Source organism: Pseudomonas sp. GD03944 (assembly GCF_029839275.1).
In the GTDB taxonomy this organism is placed as follows: Bacteria; Pseudomonadota; Gammaproteobacteria; order Pseudomonadales; family Pseudomonadaceae; genus Aquipseudomonas.
The window spans coordinates 276891-296053 of the sequence record NZ_JAOCAH010000001.1 but is presented as its reverse complement, the minus strand read 5'-3'; the positions used below and the strand labels follow the sequence as shown (position 1 = coordinate 296053).

The 19163-nt window shown below is 65.0% G+C and carries 18 protein-coding genes; 8 read left to right on the top strand and 10 right to left on the bottom strand.

The features are described 5' to 3' along the window. Positions 1–10: 10 nt before the first annotated feature. Entirely contained in the window at positions 11–1450 is a 1440-nt protein-coding gene (gene dacB, locus N5C28_RS01425; protein ID WP_279819267.1) for a D-alanyl-D-alanine carboxypeptidase/D-alanyl-D-alanine-endopeptidase, read from the bottom strand. 258 nt (positions 1451–1708) lie between these two features. Between dacB and N5C28_RS01420 the strand changes: the two genes are divergently transcribed. Beyond that, the gene (locus tag N5C28_RS01420; protein WP_279819265.1) at positions 1709–2050 is read left to right on the top strand and encodes a YggL family protein; all 342 of its coding nucleotides are present in this window, start codon (positions 1709–1711) and stop codon (positions 2048–2050) included. 45 nt (positions 2051–2095) lie between these two features. On the opposite strand, the gene N5C28_RS01415 is transcribed toward N5C28_RS01420, so the two are convergent. The 3 genes from N5C28_RS01415 to N5C28_RS01405 form a co-directional block, all read right to left on the bottom strand. Beyond that, the gene (locus tag N5C28_RS01415; RefSeq protein ID WP_279819262.1) at positions 2096–5050 is read right to left on the bottom strand and encodes an HD domain-containing phosphohydrolase; all 2955 of its coding nucleotides are present in this window, start codon (positions 5048–5050) and stop codon (positions 2096–2098) included. 129 nt (positions 5051–5179) lie between these two features. Beyond that, positions 5180–6253, bottom strand: coding sequence for an FUSC family protein (locus N5C28_RS01410; protein WP_279819260.1), 1074 nt, complete (start codon positions 6251–6253; stop codon positions 5180–5182). 3 nt (positions 6254–6256) lie between these two features. Continuing rightward, positions 6257–7588, bottom strand: coding sequence for a deoxyguanosinetriphosphate triphosphohydrolase (locus tag N5C28_RS01405; protein ID WP_279819257.1), 1332 nt, complete (start codon positions 7586–7588; stop codon positions 6257–6259). A 627-nt stretch (positions 7589–8215) separates the two neighbouring features. On the opposite strand from N5C28_RS01405, the gene N5C28_RS01400 reads away from it, so the two are divergent. Together N5C28_RS01400 and N5C28_RS01395 are read left to right on the top strand one after the other, a co-directional pair. Further along, complete coding sequence (locus tag N5C28_RS01400) at positions 8216–10054, top strand: multicopper oxidase domain-containing protein (RefSeq protein WP_279819255.1); 1839 nt, start codon at positions 8216–8218, stop codon at positions 10052–10054. A gap of 28 nt (positions 10055–10082) precedes the next feature. Next, positions 10083–10736 carry an SCO family protein gene (locus tag N5C28_RS01395; protein ID WP_279819253.1) on the top strand — a complete coding sequence of 218 codons (654 nt, stop codon included), beginning with the start codon at positions 10083–10085 and terminating at the stop codon, positions 10734–10736. 42 nt (positions 10737–10778) lie between these two features. On the opposite strand, the gene N5C28_RS01390 is transcribed toward N5C28_RS01395, so the two are convergent. The 4 genes from N5C28_RS01390 to N5C28_RS01375 all read right to left on the bottom strand — a co-directional run bounded on the left by N5C28_RS01390 (position 10779) and on the right by N5C28_RS01375 (position 13055). Beyond that, positions 10779–11942 carry an EAL domain-containing protein gene (locus N5C28_RS01390; protein ID WP_279819250.1) on the bottom strand — a complete coding sequence of 388 codons (1164 nt, stop codon included), beginning with the start codon at positions 11940–11942 and terminating at the stop codon, positions 10779–10781. An 89-nt stretch (positions 11943–12031) separates the two neighbouring features. After that, positions 12032–12337: a hypothetical protein gene (locus N5C28_RS01385; RefSeq protein ID WP_279819247.1), complete on the bottom strand. Its 306-nt coding sequence runs from the start codon at positions 12335–12337 to the stop codon at positions 12032–12034. Beyond that, entirely contained in the window at positions 12334–12717 is a 384-nt protein-coding gene (locus tag N5C28_RS01380) for a phage holin family protein (RefSeq protein WP_279819244.1), read from the bottom strand. Before N5C28_RS01380 ends, N5C28_RS01385 begins: the two co-directional genes overlap by 4 nt. An 11-nt stretch (positions 12718–12728) precedes the next feature. Continuing rightward, entirely contained in the window at positions 12729–13055 is a 327-nt protein-coding gene (locus N5C28_RS01375) for a DUF883 family protein (protein WP_279819242.1), read from the bottom strand. Positions 13056–13437: 382 nt separating this feature from the next. Between N5C28_RS01375 and N5C28_RS01370 the strand changes: the two genes are divergently transcribed. The 4 genes from N5C28_RS01370 to N5C28_RS01355 all read left to right on the top strand — a co-directional run bounded on the left by N5C28_RS01370 (position 13438) and on the right by N5C28_RS01355 (position 17191). Beyond that, the gene (locus tag N5C28_RS01370; protein ID WP_279819240.1) at positions 13438–14646 is read left to right on the top strand and encodes an ammonium transporter; all 1209 of its coding nucleotides are present in this window, start codon (positions 13438–13440) and stop codon (positions 14644–14646) included. A 136-nt stretch (positions 14647–14782) separates the two neighbouring features. Then, positions 14783–15943, top strand: a complete 1161-nt coding sequence (locus N5C28_RS01365) for a DUF5610 domain-containing protein (protein WP_279819238.1) — start codon at positions 14783–14785, stop codon at positions 15941–15943. Positions 15944–15987: 44 nt separating this feature from the next. Beyond that, entirely contained in the window at positions 15988–16224 is a 237-nt protein-coding gene (locus N5C28_RS01360) for a glutaredoxin family protein (protein ID WP_279819236.1), read from the top strand. Between the two features lie 82 nt (positions 16225–16306). Next, the gene (locus N5C28_RS01355) at positions 16307–17191 is read left to right on the top strand and encodes a chemotaxis protein (RefSeq protein WP_279819234.1); all 885 of its coding nucleotides are present in this window, start codon (positions 16307–16309) and stop codon (positions 17189–17191) included. 139 nt (positions 17192–17330) lie between these two features. Here the strand turns inward: N5C28_RS01355 and N5C28_RS01350 are convergent, their stop codons facing one another. Continuing rightward, on the bottom strand, positions 17331–17906 hold the full coding sequence (locus N5C28_RS01350) for a hypothetical protein (protein WP_279819232.1): 576 nt from the start codon (positions 17904–17906) through the stop codon (positions 17331–17333). Here N5C28_RS01350 and N5C28_RS01345 point away from each other — a divergent pair. Next, the gene (locus tag N5C28_RS01345; protein ID WP_279819230.1) at positions 17874–18122 is read left to right on the top strand and encodes a hypothetical protein; all 249 of its coding nucleotides are present in this window, start codon (positions 17874–17876) and stop codon (positions 18120–18122) included. The two genes, N5C28_RS01350 and N5C28_RS01345, sit on opposite strands and share 33 nt — an antisense overlap. Before the next feature lie 401 nt (positions 18123–18523). On the opposite strand, the gene N5C28_RS01340 is transcribed toward N5C28_RS01345, so the two are convergent. Beyond that, positions 18524–18814 (bottom strand): DUF3077 domain-containing protein, encoded by a 291-nt coding sequence (locus N5C28_RS01340; RefSeq protein ID WP_279819229.1) that lies wholly within the window; start codon positions 18812–18814, stop codon positions 18524–18526. Positions 18815–19163: the final 349 nt, after the last annotated feature.

The window sequence follows — 19163 nt, the reverse complement described above, 5'->3', positions numbered from 1 at the left end:
GCCGGGATGCTCAGCGTTTGGGCTGGCGGTACAGGTCGATCAGCACCTGGTCGAGAATCGACGAGGCCCCCCAGGGGCGCGGGTCATTGAGGATCGCCACCACGGCCCAGCTGTTGCCGTTGCTGTCGCGGCTGTAGCCGGCGATGGCGCGCACGTTGTTCAGGGTGCCGGTCTTGATGTGGGCCTCGCCCACCAGGGCGGTGTTGCGCAGGCGCTTGCGCATGGTGCCGTCCATCGCCACCAGCGGCATGGAGCTGATGAACTCGGCGGCGTAGGGGCTCTTCCAGGCCGCCTGCAGCAGCTTGGCCATCTCCCGGGCGCTGATGCGCTCGTCGCGTGACAACCCCGAACCGTTCTCCATCACCAACTGCGGCGCGGTGATGCCCTTGCGCGCCAGCCAGGCGCGGATGACCCGCTGCGCGGCCTTGGCGTCGTCGCCGTCGGCCTCGTTGCGCGCATTGGCACCGATGCTCAGGAACAGCTGCCGGGCCATGGTGTTGTTGCTGTACTTGTTGATGTCGCGGATGACTTCCACCAGGTCCGGCGAGAAGGCACGGGCCAGCAGGCGGGCGTCTTTCGGCACATCGGCCAGGCGGGTCTTGCCGATGATGCTGCCGCCCAGTTCCTGCCAGATCGCGCGCACGGCGCCGGCGGCGTAGCTCGGGTGATCGAGCAGCGACAGGTAGGTCTGCGCGCTGCAGCCGGCCGCGAGCTGGCCGGTGACGATCACGGTGGTGCCGTCGAACTGGGTCACCGGGTTGTAGCGCACATCTGGCCAGCCCGGGCATTTGGCGGCGGGAAGTGCCTTGACCCGGTTGTCGATGCGGATCTCGGCGATCGGCGGCTCCACGGCGATGTGCACCTTGCCGTCTTCGTTGCGGGCGATGAAGCGCAGGGCCTTGAGGTTGACCAGCAGCGAATCCGGGGTCACCAGGAAGGGTTTGTTGGCGTCGCCGCCGTCATCGTTGAACACCGGCAGGTCGGGCTGGATGAAGTGGCCGCGGTCCAGCACCAGGTCGCCGGTGACCTGGCGCACGCCGTTGGCGCGCAGGTCGCGCATCAGCAGCCAGAGCTTTTCCATGTTCAGCTTGGGGTCGCCGCCGCCCTTGAGGTACAGGCTGCCGTTGAGCACGCCGTCCTTCAGTTGGCCGTCGGTGTAGAACTCGGTTTTCCACTGGTAGGTCGGGCCCAAGAGCTCCAGGGCGGCGTAGGTGGTGACCAGCTTCATGGTCGAGGCCGGGTTGACCGAGACATCGGCGTTGAAATAGGTGCTGGCGCCGGGGCCGGTCAGCGGGATGGTGACCAGCGACAGCGACTGGGTGCCGATCTTGTTGGCTTTCAGGGCCTGCTGCACCTTGCTGGGCAGGGTGGCGTTGACGGCGGCGTGCAGGGGGAGGGCCAGGGGCAGCAACAGGCTGGCGATGGCCAGGCGGCGGAGGGTCTTGATCATGGGCGAACACCCTCGTGGCGAGGGGTAACGATGAAGCGAGGCATAAGAAGACGATTCCTCGGCGGTTCTGGAAAGTGAGGCGCATTATGCCCCAAGCCTCGCCGTTCGGGTGGCGCGCGTGCGCTGCGTCACACCGTGAAACAGCCGAAATTCAGCGTGGATTCAGCTTCATCCACCCGGTATCGGGCAGAGAGTCGGGCACGTCGGCCGCTAAACTGCTAGAGTGCCGCGCGTTATATCACTCTTGAGGATTGCTCCATGGCTACTAACCGTTCCCGTCGTCTGCGTAAGAAACTCTGCGTGGATGAATTCCAGGAGCTGGGTTTCGAACTGAACCTGAACTTCAAGGAAGACCTGAGCGACGAGGCTGTCGATGCGTTTCTGGATCAGTTCCTGAGTGACGCGATGACCGCCAATGGCCTGGGCTATGTGGGCGGCGACGACTACGGTCTGGTGTGCCTGGCCAAGCGTGGCTCGGTCAGCGAAGAGCAGCGGGCTCAGGTCGAAGCCTGGCTGAAAGGCCGCAGCGAGCTGGTCGACTTCAGTGTCAGCCCGCTGATCGACGTCTGGTACCCGGAAAACGAGATCAATCCGGCCTGATGTCATGGGGCCGGGCAGGCGCAACGCCTCCCGGCCCCTGTTGTTTCACCCGCTCAACCCCGCCTTGGCCAGGATGCTGGCTTCGTCCACCGAATCGATCTGTTCCACCTTCATGAAGCGCTCGGCGTACTGCCGGTAGATCTGCGCGCGGATGAACAGGCCGAACAGCTCCGGATCGATGTGCGCCCCCCGGCACATGCCCGCCATGATCTCCAGTGACTCGGACAACCGCTTGCCTTTCTTGTAGGGCCGGTCCACCGCGGTCAGCGCTTCGAAGATATCGGCGATCGCCATCATCCGTGCCGGCAGGCTCATCTGCTCGCGACGCAGGCGTTTCGGGTAACCGGTGCCGTCCATTTTTTCATGGTGCCCCCCGGCGATTTCCGCGACGTTCTGCAGGTGCGCCGGGAAGGGCAGGCGGCTGAGCATGAGGATGGTCTGCACGATGTGGTGGTTGATGATGTAGCGCTCTTCGGCCGTCAGGGTGCCGCGGGTGATGCTCAGGTTGTGCAGCTCGCCGCGGTTGAACTTGTGCACGGGTACGTCGAGCTTGAAGCCCCAGGGATTGTCCGCCGGGATGGCTTCGCCGAAGGGACGGTCGATCAGGTGCTCGGGGCGGTCGGCCAGCAGCGGTTCCTCCACCGGCAGCGGGGCGGCCGGGCGTCGTTCCTGGCGCTGGGCTTCTTCCCAGGACACGCCCAGGCGGTCATCCAGGGTACGGGTCCAGGTGCGCGCGGCGATGCCCTGCAGGCGTTGCAGGTCGGCTTCCGCCATGGCTTCGCCGCCCAGGTTGGTGCGCGCCACAAAGGCGAATTCGTCGTCCAGGGCGCTGAGCAACTGGTCGCGGAGGTGCGCCAGGGCGGGTTCGTCCTGACCCTGGGCCCGGCCTTGCCAGTAGGCGATCCAGGCGTCGCGCTTGAGCACCTCGAAGCGCATGCGCACTTCGTGGATGCGGTCGTACAGGGTTTCCAGCTTGGTGGCCTTGTCGACCACGTATTCGGGCGTGGTGACCTTGCCGCAATCATGCAGCCAGGCGGCGATGTGCAGCGCCTCCCATTCCTCGTCGGTGGGCTGGTAGTCGCGGAAGGCCGGCTCCTGGCTGGCGGCGGCGGCGCGGGCGAGCATCAGGGTGATTTCCGGCACCCGCTGGCAATGCCCGCCGGTGTACGGGCTCTTGGCGTCGATGGCGCCGGCGATCAACTGGATGAAGGCGTCGAGCAGTTGCTTTTGCCGCTCCAGCAGGCGCTGGCTTTCGATGCACAGCGCCGCCACGCCGGACACCGCCTCGATGAACGCCACGCGCTCCGGGCGCTGCATGGTCAGGTCGTTCTCGTCGCCACGGTCGCAGTGCAGCAGCACCAGCACGCCCACGGTGTCGCCACTGCGGTTGTGCAGGCCGGTGGCGACCAGGTGCACGCGCGGGCTGTCGAGCACCTGCAGCAGGCTGCGGTAATCGCCCGCCAGGTCGAAGCCGATCGACGCCACACGGCTGCTGCCGCCCGTGGCCGGTTGCTGCAGCCAGGCCGGCATCTGGTCGCTCTGCCGTTCGTAACTGAGGATGCCGTGGCGCCCCGGGCTGTGCTGGGTGCCGTTGAGGAACAGGCCGTGGGGCTCCAGGCGGCCGCTGTCGGCATCGAGCAGGTAGATCAGGCCGCCGTGGGCGCCGCCGATCTGCACGGTTTCTTCCAGGACCCGTTTGAGCAGGGCGTCGAAGCGGGTTTCCGCGGAGAGGCTGGCGGTGATTTCCAGAAAGCTGGAAATGGTTTCCTTCATGCGCGCCATCGACACCGCGAGCTGGTCCACTTCCAGCACCGGCGAGCGGCCGCTGGCCGGGTGCTTGAAGTCGAAGCGGCGGATCGCCTCGGCCTCCAGCACCAGGGAGCGCAGGGGCTTGACGATGATCCGCGAGGTCAGCCAGCCCAGGGGCAGGCACAGCAGCAGGGTGGTCAGGGTCACCAGCGCGCCCTGCCAGCGGATGCGGTAGGCATCGGCCAGCAGCTCGTCTTCCGGGACCAGCAGGGCCAGGTGCAGGCCCTGGGGGCCGCCTTCCTGCATGTGGCTGCGCGACACCACCCAGCGGCGCTTGTCCAGCTCCATCGCCCCTTGCTGCCGGCCGTCCGGGTCGCGGGTGAGCAGGCTGCCCAGCTCCGAGCTGAGGTCGGCGGCACGGGCCAGCTTGGGGCCGTTTTCGTGGGTGATCAGCCGGCTGGTGTCCGGGTAGGCGACCACACTGCCTTCGGGGTCGAACAGCACCACCTCGCTGTGGGCGGTCACCTGGTGCTTGGCCAGGGTGGCCGACAGGTCGAGCAGGGTCAGGTCGGCGCCCAGCACGCTGGTCAGGCCGGCGCGTCGGGCCAGGGTGGTGCCGACCTCTTCGGTGGAGAAGAACACGTAGGGCGCGGTGGTGATCTGCCCGCCATCGGCACGGGCGCGCTTGTACCAGTCGCGGCCCCGGGGGTCGTAGCCTTCCTGCAGGCGCTGGCGGCGGCTGACCAGGTTCAGCGAGCCGTCGTAGAACAGGTAGTTGGCCTCGGTGCCCGCGCCGTTGCGCTCGATCGACCAGACCTGGTAGACCGCCTTGTCCGGGGCGTCGAAGTGCTGCTTGAGCAGGTCGCTGCGCAGCGGGCGGACCATGAAGAAGTCGCCGTCGTCGTAGCCCAGGTAGAGCGAGGCGAGCTTGGGGTTGTCGCGCAGCGCCTGGACCATGGGCCGCAACAGCTCCAGGCGACCGTCCAGGTCGGTGGCCTGGGTGGCGTCGTCCAGGGCCAGCAGGCTGAGCAGATGGCGGATGGGCTGGTAGGTGTGGTTGAGGTCGCCCTGCACGTCCTGCTGGATGCGCTCGAACAGCTTGGCGCTGCTGGAAAAGATGATCTGGGTGGTCTGCTTGTAGTTGAAAAAGCCCAGCACCACGCCGGTCAGCAACAGCAGCAGGGTGAACAGTACACTGATGTGCACATGCAGGGGAAAACGTCGTTCACGGGACGAGGCGGCGGCGGGCATAGCGCGTCACTCCATGGATTGCGCTGCGGACCCAGCAAGCATAGTGAAAGGACTGAAAACGTGCCGACTAAAAACGATTGAGAATAAGGGCGCGGCCCGCTTATGCGAGCCGGTGCTGTGGCGGGGGCGTCAGGAGGTGGACTGCTGCTGGGGCGTGACGGTCTTCTTCAGCTCGCGCTTGGCCAGCCACTGGCGCACACCGTGCATCAGCAGGGCGATGGACAGGGCCAGGGCGACGCCGAGCAGGGCGTTCATCAGGCGCACCTCGGCCAGGTGCCAGTCCTGGGCCAGGCTCTCCGACAGCAGCACGAAGCAGACGGTGGTCTGCAGCACGAACAGCCCGTAGTGATTGGCCTGCAGGGCGCGGCTGAGCGCGATCAGCGGCAGCATGGTCGCCACCATCAGCCCCGGGCTCTGCAGGCTGTGGCCGAAGAGAATCAGCAGGCCGGCCGCGGCGAGACCGGCCAGGCTCGATTGCAGCGCGCGCACCAGGCTGCCCTGGAATTCCAGCTGCAGGGTGGTGACCACGGTCAGCGTCAGCCAGTAGCCGCGCGGCAGGTTGGCGAGGTTGACCAGCAGGCCGGCCAGCGACAGGGCCAGGGTGCACCCCAGGGCATGCAGGCGCCATTGCTGTTGCGGCAGGCGCTTGGCGTGACGCTTGAGCACCTTGAGGACGCTGATGAAGCGTGGCATGTACGGCCACATGCGCAGCCCGTGCAAACCTCGCAGGCCGAACGCCAGGAGCATCACCCAGAGCCCGCCGAGGATGAACAGCATGGCGATGGCCTGGGGGTTGTTGAGGCTGCCGATGCCGTACTGACCCTGGCCGAGGCACAGGCAGACGGCCAGGCCGATGCCGAGCTTGCCGGCCTCGGTGCCGAAGCGTTGCAGCCAGGCCAGCAGGAAGCCGAAGGCGCCGAACAGCCAGAAGCTGATCATCGGGTGGGTGGCAGCCCAGAAGCCCAGGCCGGCGCTGCAGGCGCCGAGGCCGGTGAGCAGCAGCATGCGCAGCATGCCGAAACGGTGCAGCGGGTTGGCCTGGGCCGCCTGGAAGGCGCCGGCCGACGCCCAGAGAAACCCCGGGTGGGCGCTGAACAGGCCCAGCAGCAGCGGCAGCGCGCAGCCCAGGCCCGCCACCATGGCAGGGCCCCAGGCGGGAGGCCCGGCATGCCAGCTGAAGGTTTGTTTCAACACCGTTTTCATCGTTTATACCGGGCTCGAACGTCCCGTCATCTCTCGGGCCATTTCAGTAGCGTAGCTGTCCGTCATCCCGGCGATGAAGTCGATCATGCGCAGAAACGATTTGTACAACGGGCCGTGCGGGTCCGGTGCGTTGTGCCCGAGCAGGTCGAGAATGCGCCGGTGCTTGAAGGACGGCGTGCGCCCGCCGTGCTGTTCCAGGGCGGCGCCGCAGAAGGCGTTGAGGAGGATTTCCAGGGTGGTGTAGGCGCCGATTTCATGCAGCGTCTTGCGCTTGTCCTGAAAGATCTTTTCCCGGGCCATGGCCTTGGCGTGCTGCACGCAACGCTTGGCCGGGCCGTGCATGTGTTCGACCAGGTCGCCCTGCAGGGTGCCGGCCAGCAGCGCCGGTTGTTGCTCGACGAACGCCCGGGCCGCGGAGTTGGTCAGGTGTTCGATGGCCTTGCCGCGCAGGATCGCCAGCTTGCGCCGCCGCGAGTCCTGGGGGCCGAGCTGGCGGTAGGTTTCCGGCAGGTCGTCGCCCACCAGGTCGAGCAGCACGGCTTCGACTTCCTGGTAGTCGAGCAGCTCCATTTCCAGCCCGTCTTCGAGGTCGATCAGGCCGTAGCAGATGTCGTCCGCCGCCTCCATCAGGTACACCAGCGGGTGGCGCGCCCAGCGTTGTTCTTCGAGTTGCGGCAGTTCCAGCTTGTGGGCGATCTGTTCGAGCAGCGGCAGTTCGTTCTGGTAGCAGCCGAACTTGTGTTTCTTGTACCCCAGGGCCTCGGCGTGGCGGGCGGTCCAGGGGTATTTGAGGTAGGTGCCGAGGGTGGCATAGGTCAGGCGCGTACCGCCGTCGAATTGGTGGTACTCCAGTTGCGTCAGTACGCGAAAGCCCTGGGCGTTGCCTTCGAAATTGAGGAAGTCGGCGCGCTCGGCGTCGCTCATCGCATCCAGCCAGCCGCGGCCGGCGGCCTGCTGGAACCAGTGGCGGATGGCGTCTTCGCCGGAGTGGCCGAAGGGCGGATTGCCGATGTCATGGGCCAGGCAGGCGGACTGCACCACCATGCCCAGGTCGCTGGGTTCGCACCAGTCGGGCAATGCCTCGCGGATCATCTCGCCGACACGCATGCCGAGCGAGCGGCCGACGCAGCTGACTTCCAGCGAATGGGTCAGGCGGGTGTGGATGTGGTCGTTGCTCGAGACCGGATGCACCTGGGTCTTGCGCCCAAGGCGACGGAAGGCCCCGGAGAAGATGATGCGGTCATGGTCCTTGTGGAACGGGCTACGCCCCAGTTCATCGACGCTGTGGGTCGGTTTGCCGAGTCGTTCACGGGTAAGCAGGGTGTGCCAGTCCAAGGCCGCTCCTCGCCAGTCAGTGGCTGTTGATCCTAGCTTCGAGGTTCGCGCCGTCATCTGCAACCCCGCGTCGCACGCGCCTGGGGCGAATGCGCGGTGACGCACGTTTGACGGTACGCAGCCTGCAGGGTGATTCCTCGCAGGTGGCAAGGCTGATAATGGGCGGTTTTCACGATGAGCGGTTCGCTTTTGTTTTTCTATTTTTTATTTATATACAGCAGGTTATGCGCATTGAGTCCGTCTGTCTGAATAAATGACGGCTAATTGACATGCCCCCTAGGCAGCGCTTTAGTTAGAGGTGAGAAGCGCATGGCGGTTCCATGGTTTTGTCGCGAAGGAGAGGGCGCGGCGAAACCATCTTCATGGGTTGTCGCTAGGGAGAACATCATGAACAGTGGCTCGCAGATTCACCCCGTGAGTCGTTCTCTGCCTCCAGGTTTCACATTTCCCATTCACGGCCCGCCTGGAGCCTGACCGGGTACGCCCTGGTCGTCTTCCAGGCGCACGGGCGGCCTTCCTTTTCATCGTGCAAATCGTTGCGTTCACCTGTTGATCGGTGACGAACTGTTGTGCCCGTCATTCCTGTGTTCGTGGTGCAGTGGGATGTCATCGGGGAGCTGGAAATTCATGAAGTCTTCATTGTTGACACGCTGCACGGGCCTGCTGCACCCGGGTGGCTGGAGCACGCCGCCATTGGTGCAAGGGCAGCATTCATCCACGTTCGACTCCTGCGATGCGCCTGTCCAGGCCTCGCGCCGTACCTTCCTCAAGGGCAGTGCCGCTCTGGCTGCCGCGCCGCTGTTGCTGAAGTCGCAGGAGAGCATGGCCGCCGTGCCGGCCAGCCCGCCAACCGTGCCCTGGCAGGAGTTCCTGCCCGATGAGATCACCCGCCTGTATGGGGGGGCGCTGAGTTCCACCCCGACCGGTGACTGCAACACGGCTGGCGGGGAAGCCGGGCGTCCGGCGCACCAGCGCTGGGCCGAATTCGGTCCCCAGGCCGAGCCCTACGAGCTGCACGCTGCACAGCGTGACAACTGGGTGTTCAGCCCGTCCTACCCGCCGCAGAAGGTCTGGACCTACCAGGCCGCCGTGCCGGATTTGAATACCCTGAGCCCGGTGGTGTTCGCCCGTTACGGCTACCCGATCCTGTGCCGCATGTACAACGACCTGCCGGCGAACCACACCGGCTTCGGCACGCCGGAAATCTCCACGCACCTGCACAACCTGCACACCGGCTCGGAAAGCGACGGCTTCCCAGGCGATTACTACAGCGCGACCAAGGCCGGCCCGACCCTCACCGCGCCGGGCGGCTACAAGGACCACCTGTACGCCAACATCTATGCCGGCTACGACGAGATGGCCAACGGTATCGGCGACTTCCGCGAGGCCCTGGGCACGCTGTTCTACCACGACCACACCACCGACTTCACGGCGCCGAACATCGTCCGTGGCCTGGTCGGTTTCTACCTGCTGTTCGACCACCTGGATTCGGGCGATGAGCGTGACCCGAGCCCCGGTGCCCTGCGCCTGCCAAGCCACCCGTACGATTACCCGCTGGGTTTTGCCGACCGGCGCTTCGACCCGAACGGCATCCTCTACTACGACCAGATCAGCCCCGAAGGGGTGCTGGGCGACAAGATCCTGGTCAACGGCAAGATCGAGCCGGTGCTGCGGGTTGCACGGCGCAAGTACCGCCTGCGCCTGCTCAACGAAGGGCCGAGCCGCTTCTACCAGTTCTACCTGGTGCGGGCGAACAACGTGGTCCAGCCCTTCACCTACATCGCCAACGACGGCAACCTGCTGGAGCAGCCGCTGCTCAACCAGACCAGCGTGCGCCTGGGGGTGGCGGAGCGGGCCGACATCGTGGTGGATTTCTCCCGCTACCCGATCGGCACCGAGCTGTACGTGGTCAACCGCCTGACCCACCAGCCCGAAGACACGCGCCAGCCCCACCAGGTGGTGGCGCCGGGCGTGCGGGTGCTGAAGATCGTGATCAACCGCGAGCCGCCGGAGCAGGACCTCAGCCAGGTGCCGGCCACCCTGCGGCCCCTGCGTCCGCTGCCCACGGCGGCGCAGCTGGCGGCGTTGCCGGTGCGGCGTTTCGTGTTCGAGCGACGGCAGAACATGTGGGCGATCAACGGGCAGTTCGTCGACGTCAACGTGCCCCGTGCGGTGATCAGCCAGGGCAGCACGGAAATCTGGGAGCTGGTGAACATCGATGACGGCTGGGACCATCCCGTGCACATCCACTTCGAGGAAGGGCGGATTCTCAGCAAGGTCATCGACGGTCGCGCGGTCGCGGTGCCGCCCCATGAAAAAGGGCGCAAGGACGTCTATGTGCTCGAGGGAAGAAGCACCACTCGGGTGCTGCTGCGGTTCCGCGACTACAAGGGCAAGTACGTCATGCACTGCCACAACCTGATCCACGAAGATCACGCCATGATGCTGCGCTGGGACATCGTCTGAGCCGCGCACCTCATCCAGGAGGTAGAAGATGAATACGCGAAGAAAACTGCTGGCCGGTGCGGGTGTCGCTGCCCTGGGCCTGGCCGCCTGGCGCGCCGGCAGCCTGGCGCAGCCCGCTGCGCCACAGCCAAGAGCGGCAGGCTCGTCCCGCTTCCCCAACGTGACCCTGTACACCCACGAAGGCAAGGCCGTGAAGTTCTACGACGACCTGGTCCGCGGCAAGGTGGTGGCGCTGAACATGATGTACACCCAGTGCGAGCGTTCCTGCCCCACCAGCACCGCCAACCTGCGCCACGTGCAGAAGCTGCTGGGCGAGCGGGCGGGGCGCGATGTGTTCATGTACTCGTTGTCGCTGCAACCGGAACTGGATACCCCGGAGCGCCTGCAGGAGTACGTGACGCGCTACCGGATCGGTCCCGGCTGGCTGTTCCTCACCGGGGCGCGGGCCGACATCGACCTGCTGCGGCGCAGCCTGGGGTTCTATGACGTGGACCCGGTGGTGGATTTCAACGACCTGTCGCACACCGGCATGTTGCGGGTGGGCAATGACGCGTTGGACCGCTGGACCATGGCACCGACCCTGACCGAGCCGTTGCAGATCCTCTCGACCATCAACCACGTCGACTCGCGGGTGGTGCACACCGCCTACCGTGCAACCGAGCAGGCATCGGTGTTCGGCTGAGCCGGGAACCGCTGCCACCGGGCCCCGTGCTCGGCGGCAGCGTCACAAGCCGGCGGCGTCGATGTCCACCAGCAGCAGGCGCTGGCCGTTGTCAATGAATTGCCCGGCGGTCACGCAGTACTGGTTGCTGGTGGCGTCGCGGTAGGTGTTGGAAATGATCAGCCGGCGTTCTTCCCAGCCTTCGGCCAGCAACTGGTAGAAGTAGGGACGCCAGGACCAGTTGTGCCCCAGGTAACGGGTGTCGGCCTGCCAGGTGCCGTCGCGCCATTCCAGGTTGGGGCTGATCTGCGTGCCGTGGCGGTCGCACTGGTACAGGCGCAGCAGCCAGGGGTAGGCGTCCGGGGCGGGCAGGGCGGCAGTGGCGGCGTTGGCCTCGGCCCACTGCTTGAGGTCGCCCATCAGTTGGGTGAGCTGCTGGCGCAGGGTCATCAGGCGCGCCCGCTCGACCAGCTTGCGCCGCACGTAGCGGTCTCGCAGCTCGGCAAAATGCCGGACAAAAGCATCATTGGGGAAGAACGCCAGCTCGGGCCGGGCGAACAGGTAGCCCTGCACGTAGCGCGCCCCGCATTCCAGGGCGAAGTCCAGCTCGGCTTCGGTTTCCACCCCTTCGGCGATGATCCAGCAGCCGGTTTTCTCCGCCATCAGCGCCAGGGCCTTGACCACCTCGCCACTGGGGCCGCCACGGGCCGCGGCCTGGAACAGGCGCATGTCGAGCTTGAGGATGTCCGGCTGCAGGGCCAGCACCCGGTCGAGCTGCGAGTAGCCGGCGCCGAAGTCGTCGATGGCGATCCGCGCGCCGGCCTCGCGGTAGCGCGCCACCACCCCTGGCAGGCGCTGGCTGGCGCCGCCCAGTTCGGTGATCTCGAAGACGATGCGCCGCGGGTCGATGCCGCTGGCTTCCAGTTGCTTCAGGCTCGGCAGGGGTTGTTCCGGGCGCAGGCGGCTGATCCAGCGGGGCGAGATGTTCAGGCTGAGAAACCACGGCGCCGGGGCCTCGTGGAAGCGTTCCAGGGCTTGCGCCCGCACTTGCCGGTCCAGGCGGCGCAGGGCGGCGGGTGGGGTCTTCGGGTCGCTGAACAGCGGGCCGGCCGAGTGCAGCTGGCCATCGGCGCCCCGCAGTCGGGCCAAGGCTTCGACTCCGGCGATCTGGCCCGTGGCGGTATCGATGAAGGGTTGGAAGACGGCGAGGGGTTGACCGTCGAGCACCGGGTACGTCCTTAGCTGGTCCAGCAAAACGGCCACCGCGGAATGCGGTGGGATCGTTCAGCCAAGCAAGATCGTGGCCAGGTTCGGGGTTACTTGGACTGCTTGCGCAGCAGCGGCACCACCACCAGGGCAAGGCGCAGCAGGCGCCGCCAGTTGGTGTGGCGTACGCCGAAGGTGGCGAGCAGCAGGGCGCCGCCGGTCATCCACAGCGAGGTGCTGTTCTCGCGCAGCTCTTCGCGCCAGTGGCTGCCGAAGTGCTGCACCTTGCGCACGGGCTGCATCATGACCAGGGTCTCGTGGCGCAGCTCCTGGCGGTGCATCTCCAGGCGCATGCGCAGCATGGCCTTGCGCAGGTCGCGGTGGGACGACTTGTTGGGCAGGTTCGGTGGGGTCATGGCAGTAATTGCTCGCGGTCACGGGCCAGTTCTTCGAGGCTGGCGCTGAAGGGCGTCGGGGCGTGGCGCAGGCGATGCAACAGCATGCCGACGCAGGTGAGCAGGCCGGCCGCATAGACGGCGCACAGCGAAAACGTGACGGTGAGTCGGTGGGTGTCCCAGAAAATGATCAGCAGCGCGGCCGACAGGCCAATGATCAGCAGCAGGGAGAACACCACACCGAGGCCGGCGAGTATCAGCAACTGTACGGTGTTGCCCTGCTGTTCCTTGAGCTCTTCGCCGAACAGCGCGACATGGCCGTGCAGCAGCCCGGCCAGTGCGGCGGCGAAGCGCCGCGGCGAAGGGCCGCGGCTTTTTTCTTCGGGTGACGTAGCGTCCATGTCGCCTCTCATCAGCGCCGGGTGATCAACATGCCGAGCAGCATGCCGATGGCCGCGGCGATACCCAGTGTCTGCCAGGGATGAGTCTGTACGTACTCTTCCGTGGCCTGTACCGCCTCCTTGCCTTTCACGCGCAGCGTGTCTTCGGCATCGTGCAGGGTGGTGCGCGCCCGGGCCAGGCTGGCACGCATCTGCTCGCGCAGTTCTTCTGCCTGTTCACCGGCCAGGCTGGCCGAATGCTGCAGCAGCTTTTCGGTGTCTTTTACCAGGGCCTGGAATTCGTCGAGCAGCTCTTTCTCTTCAGCCGAGGTGGTTGCGCTGGGCGTCTTGCGAGCCATGGGTGTCTCCTTCCGTTGGGTGGTCAGTGTAAAGGTTCGAGTCCGCTTGAAAGCACCGGTTCACTTTTTTGTACGCCGGTCAGGCGTGGTTTCCAATGCCGCTGCGCTGGTACAGCGCTTGCATTGTGCAGGTGCATCACTGTGTCGTCGTGCGCCTTCGTGGGGCTCGCAGGCGGTAGGCCAGGATGCCGCGGTGCGTTTATAACCCCTTGATAACTAAAAAATAAGTGCCTCATTCAAGTGTGTGGTGCGAGCCGTGATGGCGCGCTGCAAGGCTGGGTGGAGCGTGGTCGATGACGGTGCGTGCCGCTTTGTGGTGCGCGCACCGTTGCGGTTGATCCGCTTTGGTGCTTTTTTCCTGCCGACGGAGCCTGTTTCTCTGATGGAAGACATCAACAGTGCCGTGGAAACGCTGATCCACGGTTCCAATACCCTGTTCATCCTGCTGGGCGCCGTGATGGTGCTGGCCATGCATGCCGGCTTCGCCTTTCTTGAGGTTGGCACGGTCCGGCAAAAAAACCAGGTCAACGCCTTGTCGAAGATTCTCTCCGACTTCGCGGTGTCGGCCCTGGCGTACTTCTTCATGGGCTACTGGATTTCCTACGGCGTGACCTTCCTGGAACCGGCCAGTGTGCTGACCGAGGGCAACGGCTACGCGCTGGTGAAATTCTTCTTCCTGCTGACGTTCGCCGCGGCGATCCCGGCGATCATCTCCGGTGGCATCGCCGAGCGTGCCCGTTTCGGCCCGCAACTCTGCGCCACGGTGCTGATCGTGGCCTTCGTGTATCCCTTCTTCGAGGGCATGATCTGGAACGGCAACTACGGCGTGCAGGCCTGGCTGGAGGCGCAGTTTGGCGCGCCGTTCCATGACTTCGCCGGCTCGGTGGTGGTGCATGCGGTCGGCGGCTGGCTGGCCTTCGGCGCCGTGGTGCTGCTGGGCGCCCGCGATGGCCGTTACCGCGACGGGCGCCTGGTGGCGTTCGCGCCGTCGAACATCCCGTTCCTGGCCCTGGGCTCGTGGATCCTGATCATCGGCTGGTTCGGCTTCAACGTGATGAGCGCCCAGACCCTGGGCAGCGTCAGCGGCCTGGTGGCGGTCAACACCCTGATGGCGATGGTCGGCGGCACCGTGGCGGCGCTGCTGGTCGGTCGCAACGACCCGGGCTTCCTGCACAACGGCCCGCTGGCCGGCCTGGTGGCGGTGTGCGCCGGTTCGGACCTGATGCACCCGGTGGGCGCCCTGGCCACCGGCGCGGTGGCCGGTGCGCTGTTCGTCTGGGCCTTCACTGCGACCCAGGTGAAATGGAAGGTCGACGACGTGCTCGGCGTCTGGCCGCTGCATGGCCTGTGCGGCGTGTGGGGCGGGATCGCCTGCGGCATCTTCGGTCAGGAGATGCTGGGCGGCCTCGGTGGCGTGAGCCTGGCCAGCCAGTTGGCCGGTACCGCGCTGGGGGTGCTGGTGGCCCTGGCCGGGGGCTTCCTGGTCTACGGGCTGCTGAAGGCCTTCATCGGCATTCGCCTGAGCCAGGAACAGGAGTACTACGGCGCGGACCTGTCGATTCACAAGATCGGCTCGGTCAGCCAGGACTGATCCACCACAGCCCGCCACCTGGCGGGCTTTTCATGTCTGGCAGGTACCGCTGGTCGAGAAAAAGCGCACCCTGGTTAAAGTTTTTCCGGTAACGGCCGTCAAACGACCAGACACTCTGTCCCACGGGTACCTCGTCATGAATCCTCTGGCCTCTCTGTATTCCTCCGCTTCGCGCGCGTCCCAGCTGCACAACCAGCCCGCCGCGCGTGCCTCCGCCGATGCACAGAACACCCTGGCCAACCGCCTGGCCGAGCGCATGGGCATGGAACCGGGCGCGCTCAACGGCAAGCGCGACGACTACACGCCGGAAAAAGTGGCTGAACGCATCATCGGCTTCGTCGAGCAGCGCCTGCAGAGCGAGGCCGCTGCCGGCGCCGATCCGGCCAAGCTGCAGGGCCTGCTGAACCAGGCCCGCGAAGGCGTGGAGAAAGGCTTCGCCGAAGCGCGCAAGATCATCGACGGCATGGGTGCGCTGCACGGCAAGGTGGCAGCGGACATCGACGACACCTACAAACGCATCCAGGACGGTTTCGCCGGTCTGGACAAGCGCTTCGGCAGCACCCCGGCGCCCACCACTGGTGGCAGCGTGTCGGCGGCGGCCTACAGCGAGCGCTTCTCGGCGCGGGCCGAAACCTTCGACATGGCCATCACCACCCGTGACGGCGACCGCCTGCGTATTTCCGTGGCCCAGGCCTCGGCCAACTGGTCGCAGACCGCTGTCGGCGCGGCAAAAACCGCCAATGGCAGCGCCGTGGTGGGCGCCAGCCAGTCCGGCAGCCTGCAGATCGGCGGCTGGCAGGTCGAAGTCGAGGGCGAGCTGGACGAGGAAGAAGTGGCGGCCCTGGAGAAACTCTTCACCCAGGTCCAGGACCTCTCCGACAAATTCTACGCAGGCGACCTGAATGGCGCCTTCGACCGGGCCATGGCCCTGGACATGGACGGCGAGCAACTGGCCTCGATGTCCCTGCGCCTGACCCAGACCACCGTGCGCCAGGCCACCGATGCCTACAGCGCGGTGGCCGAGCAGGGTGGCCAGGCGGCTGCCAGCGCGGTGAACAGCTCCCTGGCCGACTACGCCCAGGGCCTGCTCGATGCACTGCGCAGCGCCGACGCCGTGGCCCAGGACAGCAAGGGCACGCTGCTCGAACTGCTCAAGGGCGGGTTCTCTCTCGACAACCGCTTCGATACCGGGCGCCTGGACAAGGCCGAGCAACTCAACAGCCGTCTGCTCGACGGGTTGCAGGGGCTCCTGCCACAGGCCAACGCGGCGAAACCGACGCCTGCCGCGAACGCTTGAGGCTAGTGGTAGACTGCACGCCTCTTTGCTGAGGAGGCGCGTCCATGCTCCCTGAATGCCAGTTGTTTGGCACCCTGGGCTGCCATCTGTGCGAGGTAGCCGAGGCACTGTTGATGCCGTTCGTCGAACGCGGCCTGCTGGTCGAACTGGTCGACATCGCCGATGACGAAGCGCTGGTCGAAACCTATGGCCTGCGTATCCCGGTGTTGCGTCGCTGCGACACCGGTGCTGAATTGAACTGGCCGTTCGAGGCCGAGCAGGTGGTGGCGTTCCTGCGCTGAATACGCATACCCCAGAGAAGACCGAGGCGCGCCGAGCCGCCCGGCCCGGTGTGTGCGAACTGATAATGAAAGGGAGGCCTTGATGAGTCTGGTGTTAGGGGATGCGTTGTCGCTGTTGCTGTTTCGCTTGCACAGCGGGCGTTTGCTGGGGATCAACCTGCTCAAGGTCAACGAGATCATCCCGTGTCCCGCCTTGACCAAGATGCCCAACCGGCATCCCCATGTGCGCGGGGTCGCGACCCTGCGCGGCGCGGCCCTGACCGTCATCGACCTGGCCCGGGCGATCGGCGAGCGCGGCGGCAGCGACAGCCAGGACGGCTGCCTGATCGTCACCGAACTCAGCCGCTCGCGCCAGGGGCTGCACGTGCACCAGGTCGAGCGCATCGTCCAGTGCTCCACCCGTGACGTGCGTCCGCCACCTGCCGGTGCCGGTGGCCGGGCATTCATCACCGGCGTGACCCAGATCGACGGCGCCATCGTGCAGATCCTCGACATCGAGAAGGTCCTGCACGAAATCGCCCCGGCCCCGGAAGAGGAAACGGACGAGCAACTGCTCTCCGACAGCGAACTCGCGTTGCTGCGCGGGCGCCGCGTGCTGGTGGTGGACGATTCCCAGGTGGCCCTGCAGCAGAGCCTGAACACCCTGCGCCGCCTCGACCTGGACTGCCAGGCCGTGCGCAGCGCCGCCGCAGCCCTGGAACAGCTGCGCGCCCAGCACGAGGCGGGGCAGCCGATCGAAGTGCTGGTCTCCGACATCGAAATGCCCGAGATGGACGGCTACAACCTGGTCAAGGAAATCCGCAAGGACGCCCAGATTGGCCACACCTACGTCTTGCTGCACACCTCGCTCGACAGCACCATGAACACCGAAAAGGCCCGCCAGGTTGGCGCCAACGACGTGCTCACCAAATTCTCCACCGTGGACCTAAGCAAGGCACTGCTGCGGGCGTTTCAGACGCTGGGATAAGGCGACCTGCTGGAATGAAAAAAAGCCCGCGTAAGCGGGCTTTTTTGTGGGTAACTATCCTGCATGCTGCCGGTCGGCAGCACGCACCTTGGCTTAGCTGAGCTTGGGAAAAAGCTTATCTCCTGGAGCGTAAGGCTTATCAAGCACACTGGTGCTTTTGCGCTGGTGCCGGGGAGGCTTGGGAAACATCCCAATGAACCCAGTGCGCAGTCAATTTCTGCCACCAAGGCAGTGGAATGTAGTGCTCACTGCGTTCTTCATAGTTGTACATAGAGATGATCACTTCGTTCCTGACCATCAGCTCTAAAGCTTCCATAGTCGGAGGTTCATCAGTCTCTATACGTCTGACACATGCCCACAACTCGTTAATACCCTTCATAGGCATCTTCCGGTTTACCTGCATTTTCTCGTCGATATCCAGAAAACGGCGGCGCAGATCATTGTGAAGCCACGCGCGTTGACTGACGCCCACAACAAGTTCAACCGCAGATGCAAGGGCAACCACTCCCGCCAGCAACACCGGCAGTAGTGGGTGGCTGCCGCTTACCGAGGATAAAAAGGTTATAGCTGCTGCAGAACCAAAGAATACGCCGACAAAAGAAGAGAGACGACTCCATCTAGTGAAGAATGCCGCACGCCGCATGTGGTAGCGGATGTTGCGCTGCACATAGAATGTGAGCCTATGAAGCTCATCCTCTTTGTCGGCTTCGGTCATTTCTTTGGTCTCGGTGGAACTGGCCTGCTCTCAGAAATGGTATTTGGTCCGCTCTTGTCGATCCACCCATCACGTGCGGGAGTCGGCCTGTCATTGTTCGGTGTGGGCGTTGGTCGGGACGGCTGCGGCTTGGGTGGCTGGCGGTTATTGTCGGTCATCAGCATAGCTCCTTTTTTTGGCACTACTGAATTAGCGCATATCGTCCGTGTTGGATGAAGTGCGAGCTCTAAAGCTTTTCCCCTTCAGGAACAGCACCAGCGTGATGGGCAGAGCCCCCATTCCGGTCTCTGTTTCTTGTCAGCGTCGATAGGATGGCACAACGCTACTTCCTCCTCCACTCTATAGGTGCCACGGACTCTTGCCTTGTCAGGTGCCGACTACATGGGCTCCGCTTTCCTGTGTTCGGAGTCAAAGCTGGTTGGTGAGGTTGCAGTCAGTAACTCCACCCAGCTCCGAGGGAGTGATCAAACCAGGTCACGTTGGCGGTAAACGTTGCCCTCAAGAGTCTGAGAGCCCGGTCCCATTGTGCGCAGCTCTTCGCACGCTCGTTTGCCATTACTCGTGGGTTAGGGGAGGGCAGGAGGCTAGCACTCAATAATCTGAGTCAGTCGCTTGCGCTACGCCTTGTGATCCAACCCCTCGATGCAGGTGCGCACGGTGGCCTTGGCCATTTCCATCAGGTAGGTGCAGGCATGGCCAAGCTGTTCGCGGTTCGGGTCAGCTGCATCGCTCATTCTGATGGTCAGTTCTTCCGCTACATCCAGCAGGCAGTACACGCTGTCGAGTGCGTCTGCTACGGGCACGCCCGGGAGTACGGCAAACAGTGGCTGTCTGGCGGCGTTGCAGGGGTGAAAGGTGGCGCTGGTGGTGGTCAGCGGCGGGGCAGGGTGGGCGTGATGATCCGTCATGGGTAAAGCTCCTATTGTCGAGAGCTGCCACGAGTCGCCGTCAAACGAATGGTGGCAGCTGTGTGCAGGTTGACGGACCGGGACAATAGGAACCCGGCGCACTCGAAAGTGCCCCGCACACAGCCGCCATAACACGAAATGACAGGCACAAAAAAAGCGCCTGCTTTCGGATGGTGAGCGCCTGTGCGCCTACTGTTTGAGCGGGCCGTCAAACCCGGTCGTTGAATTGGCAACGACGGGCGAACTATAGGCGTGGGCAACCGGAGTGCGCAAGTTGGCCATCGGTTGACGCTTATCCGTGCGTTTATCGCGTTTTGGTATGCCCATGTTCGAAGTAGTGGTGGGCACC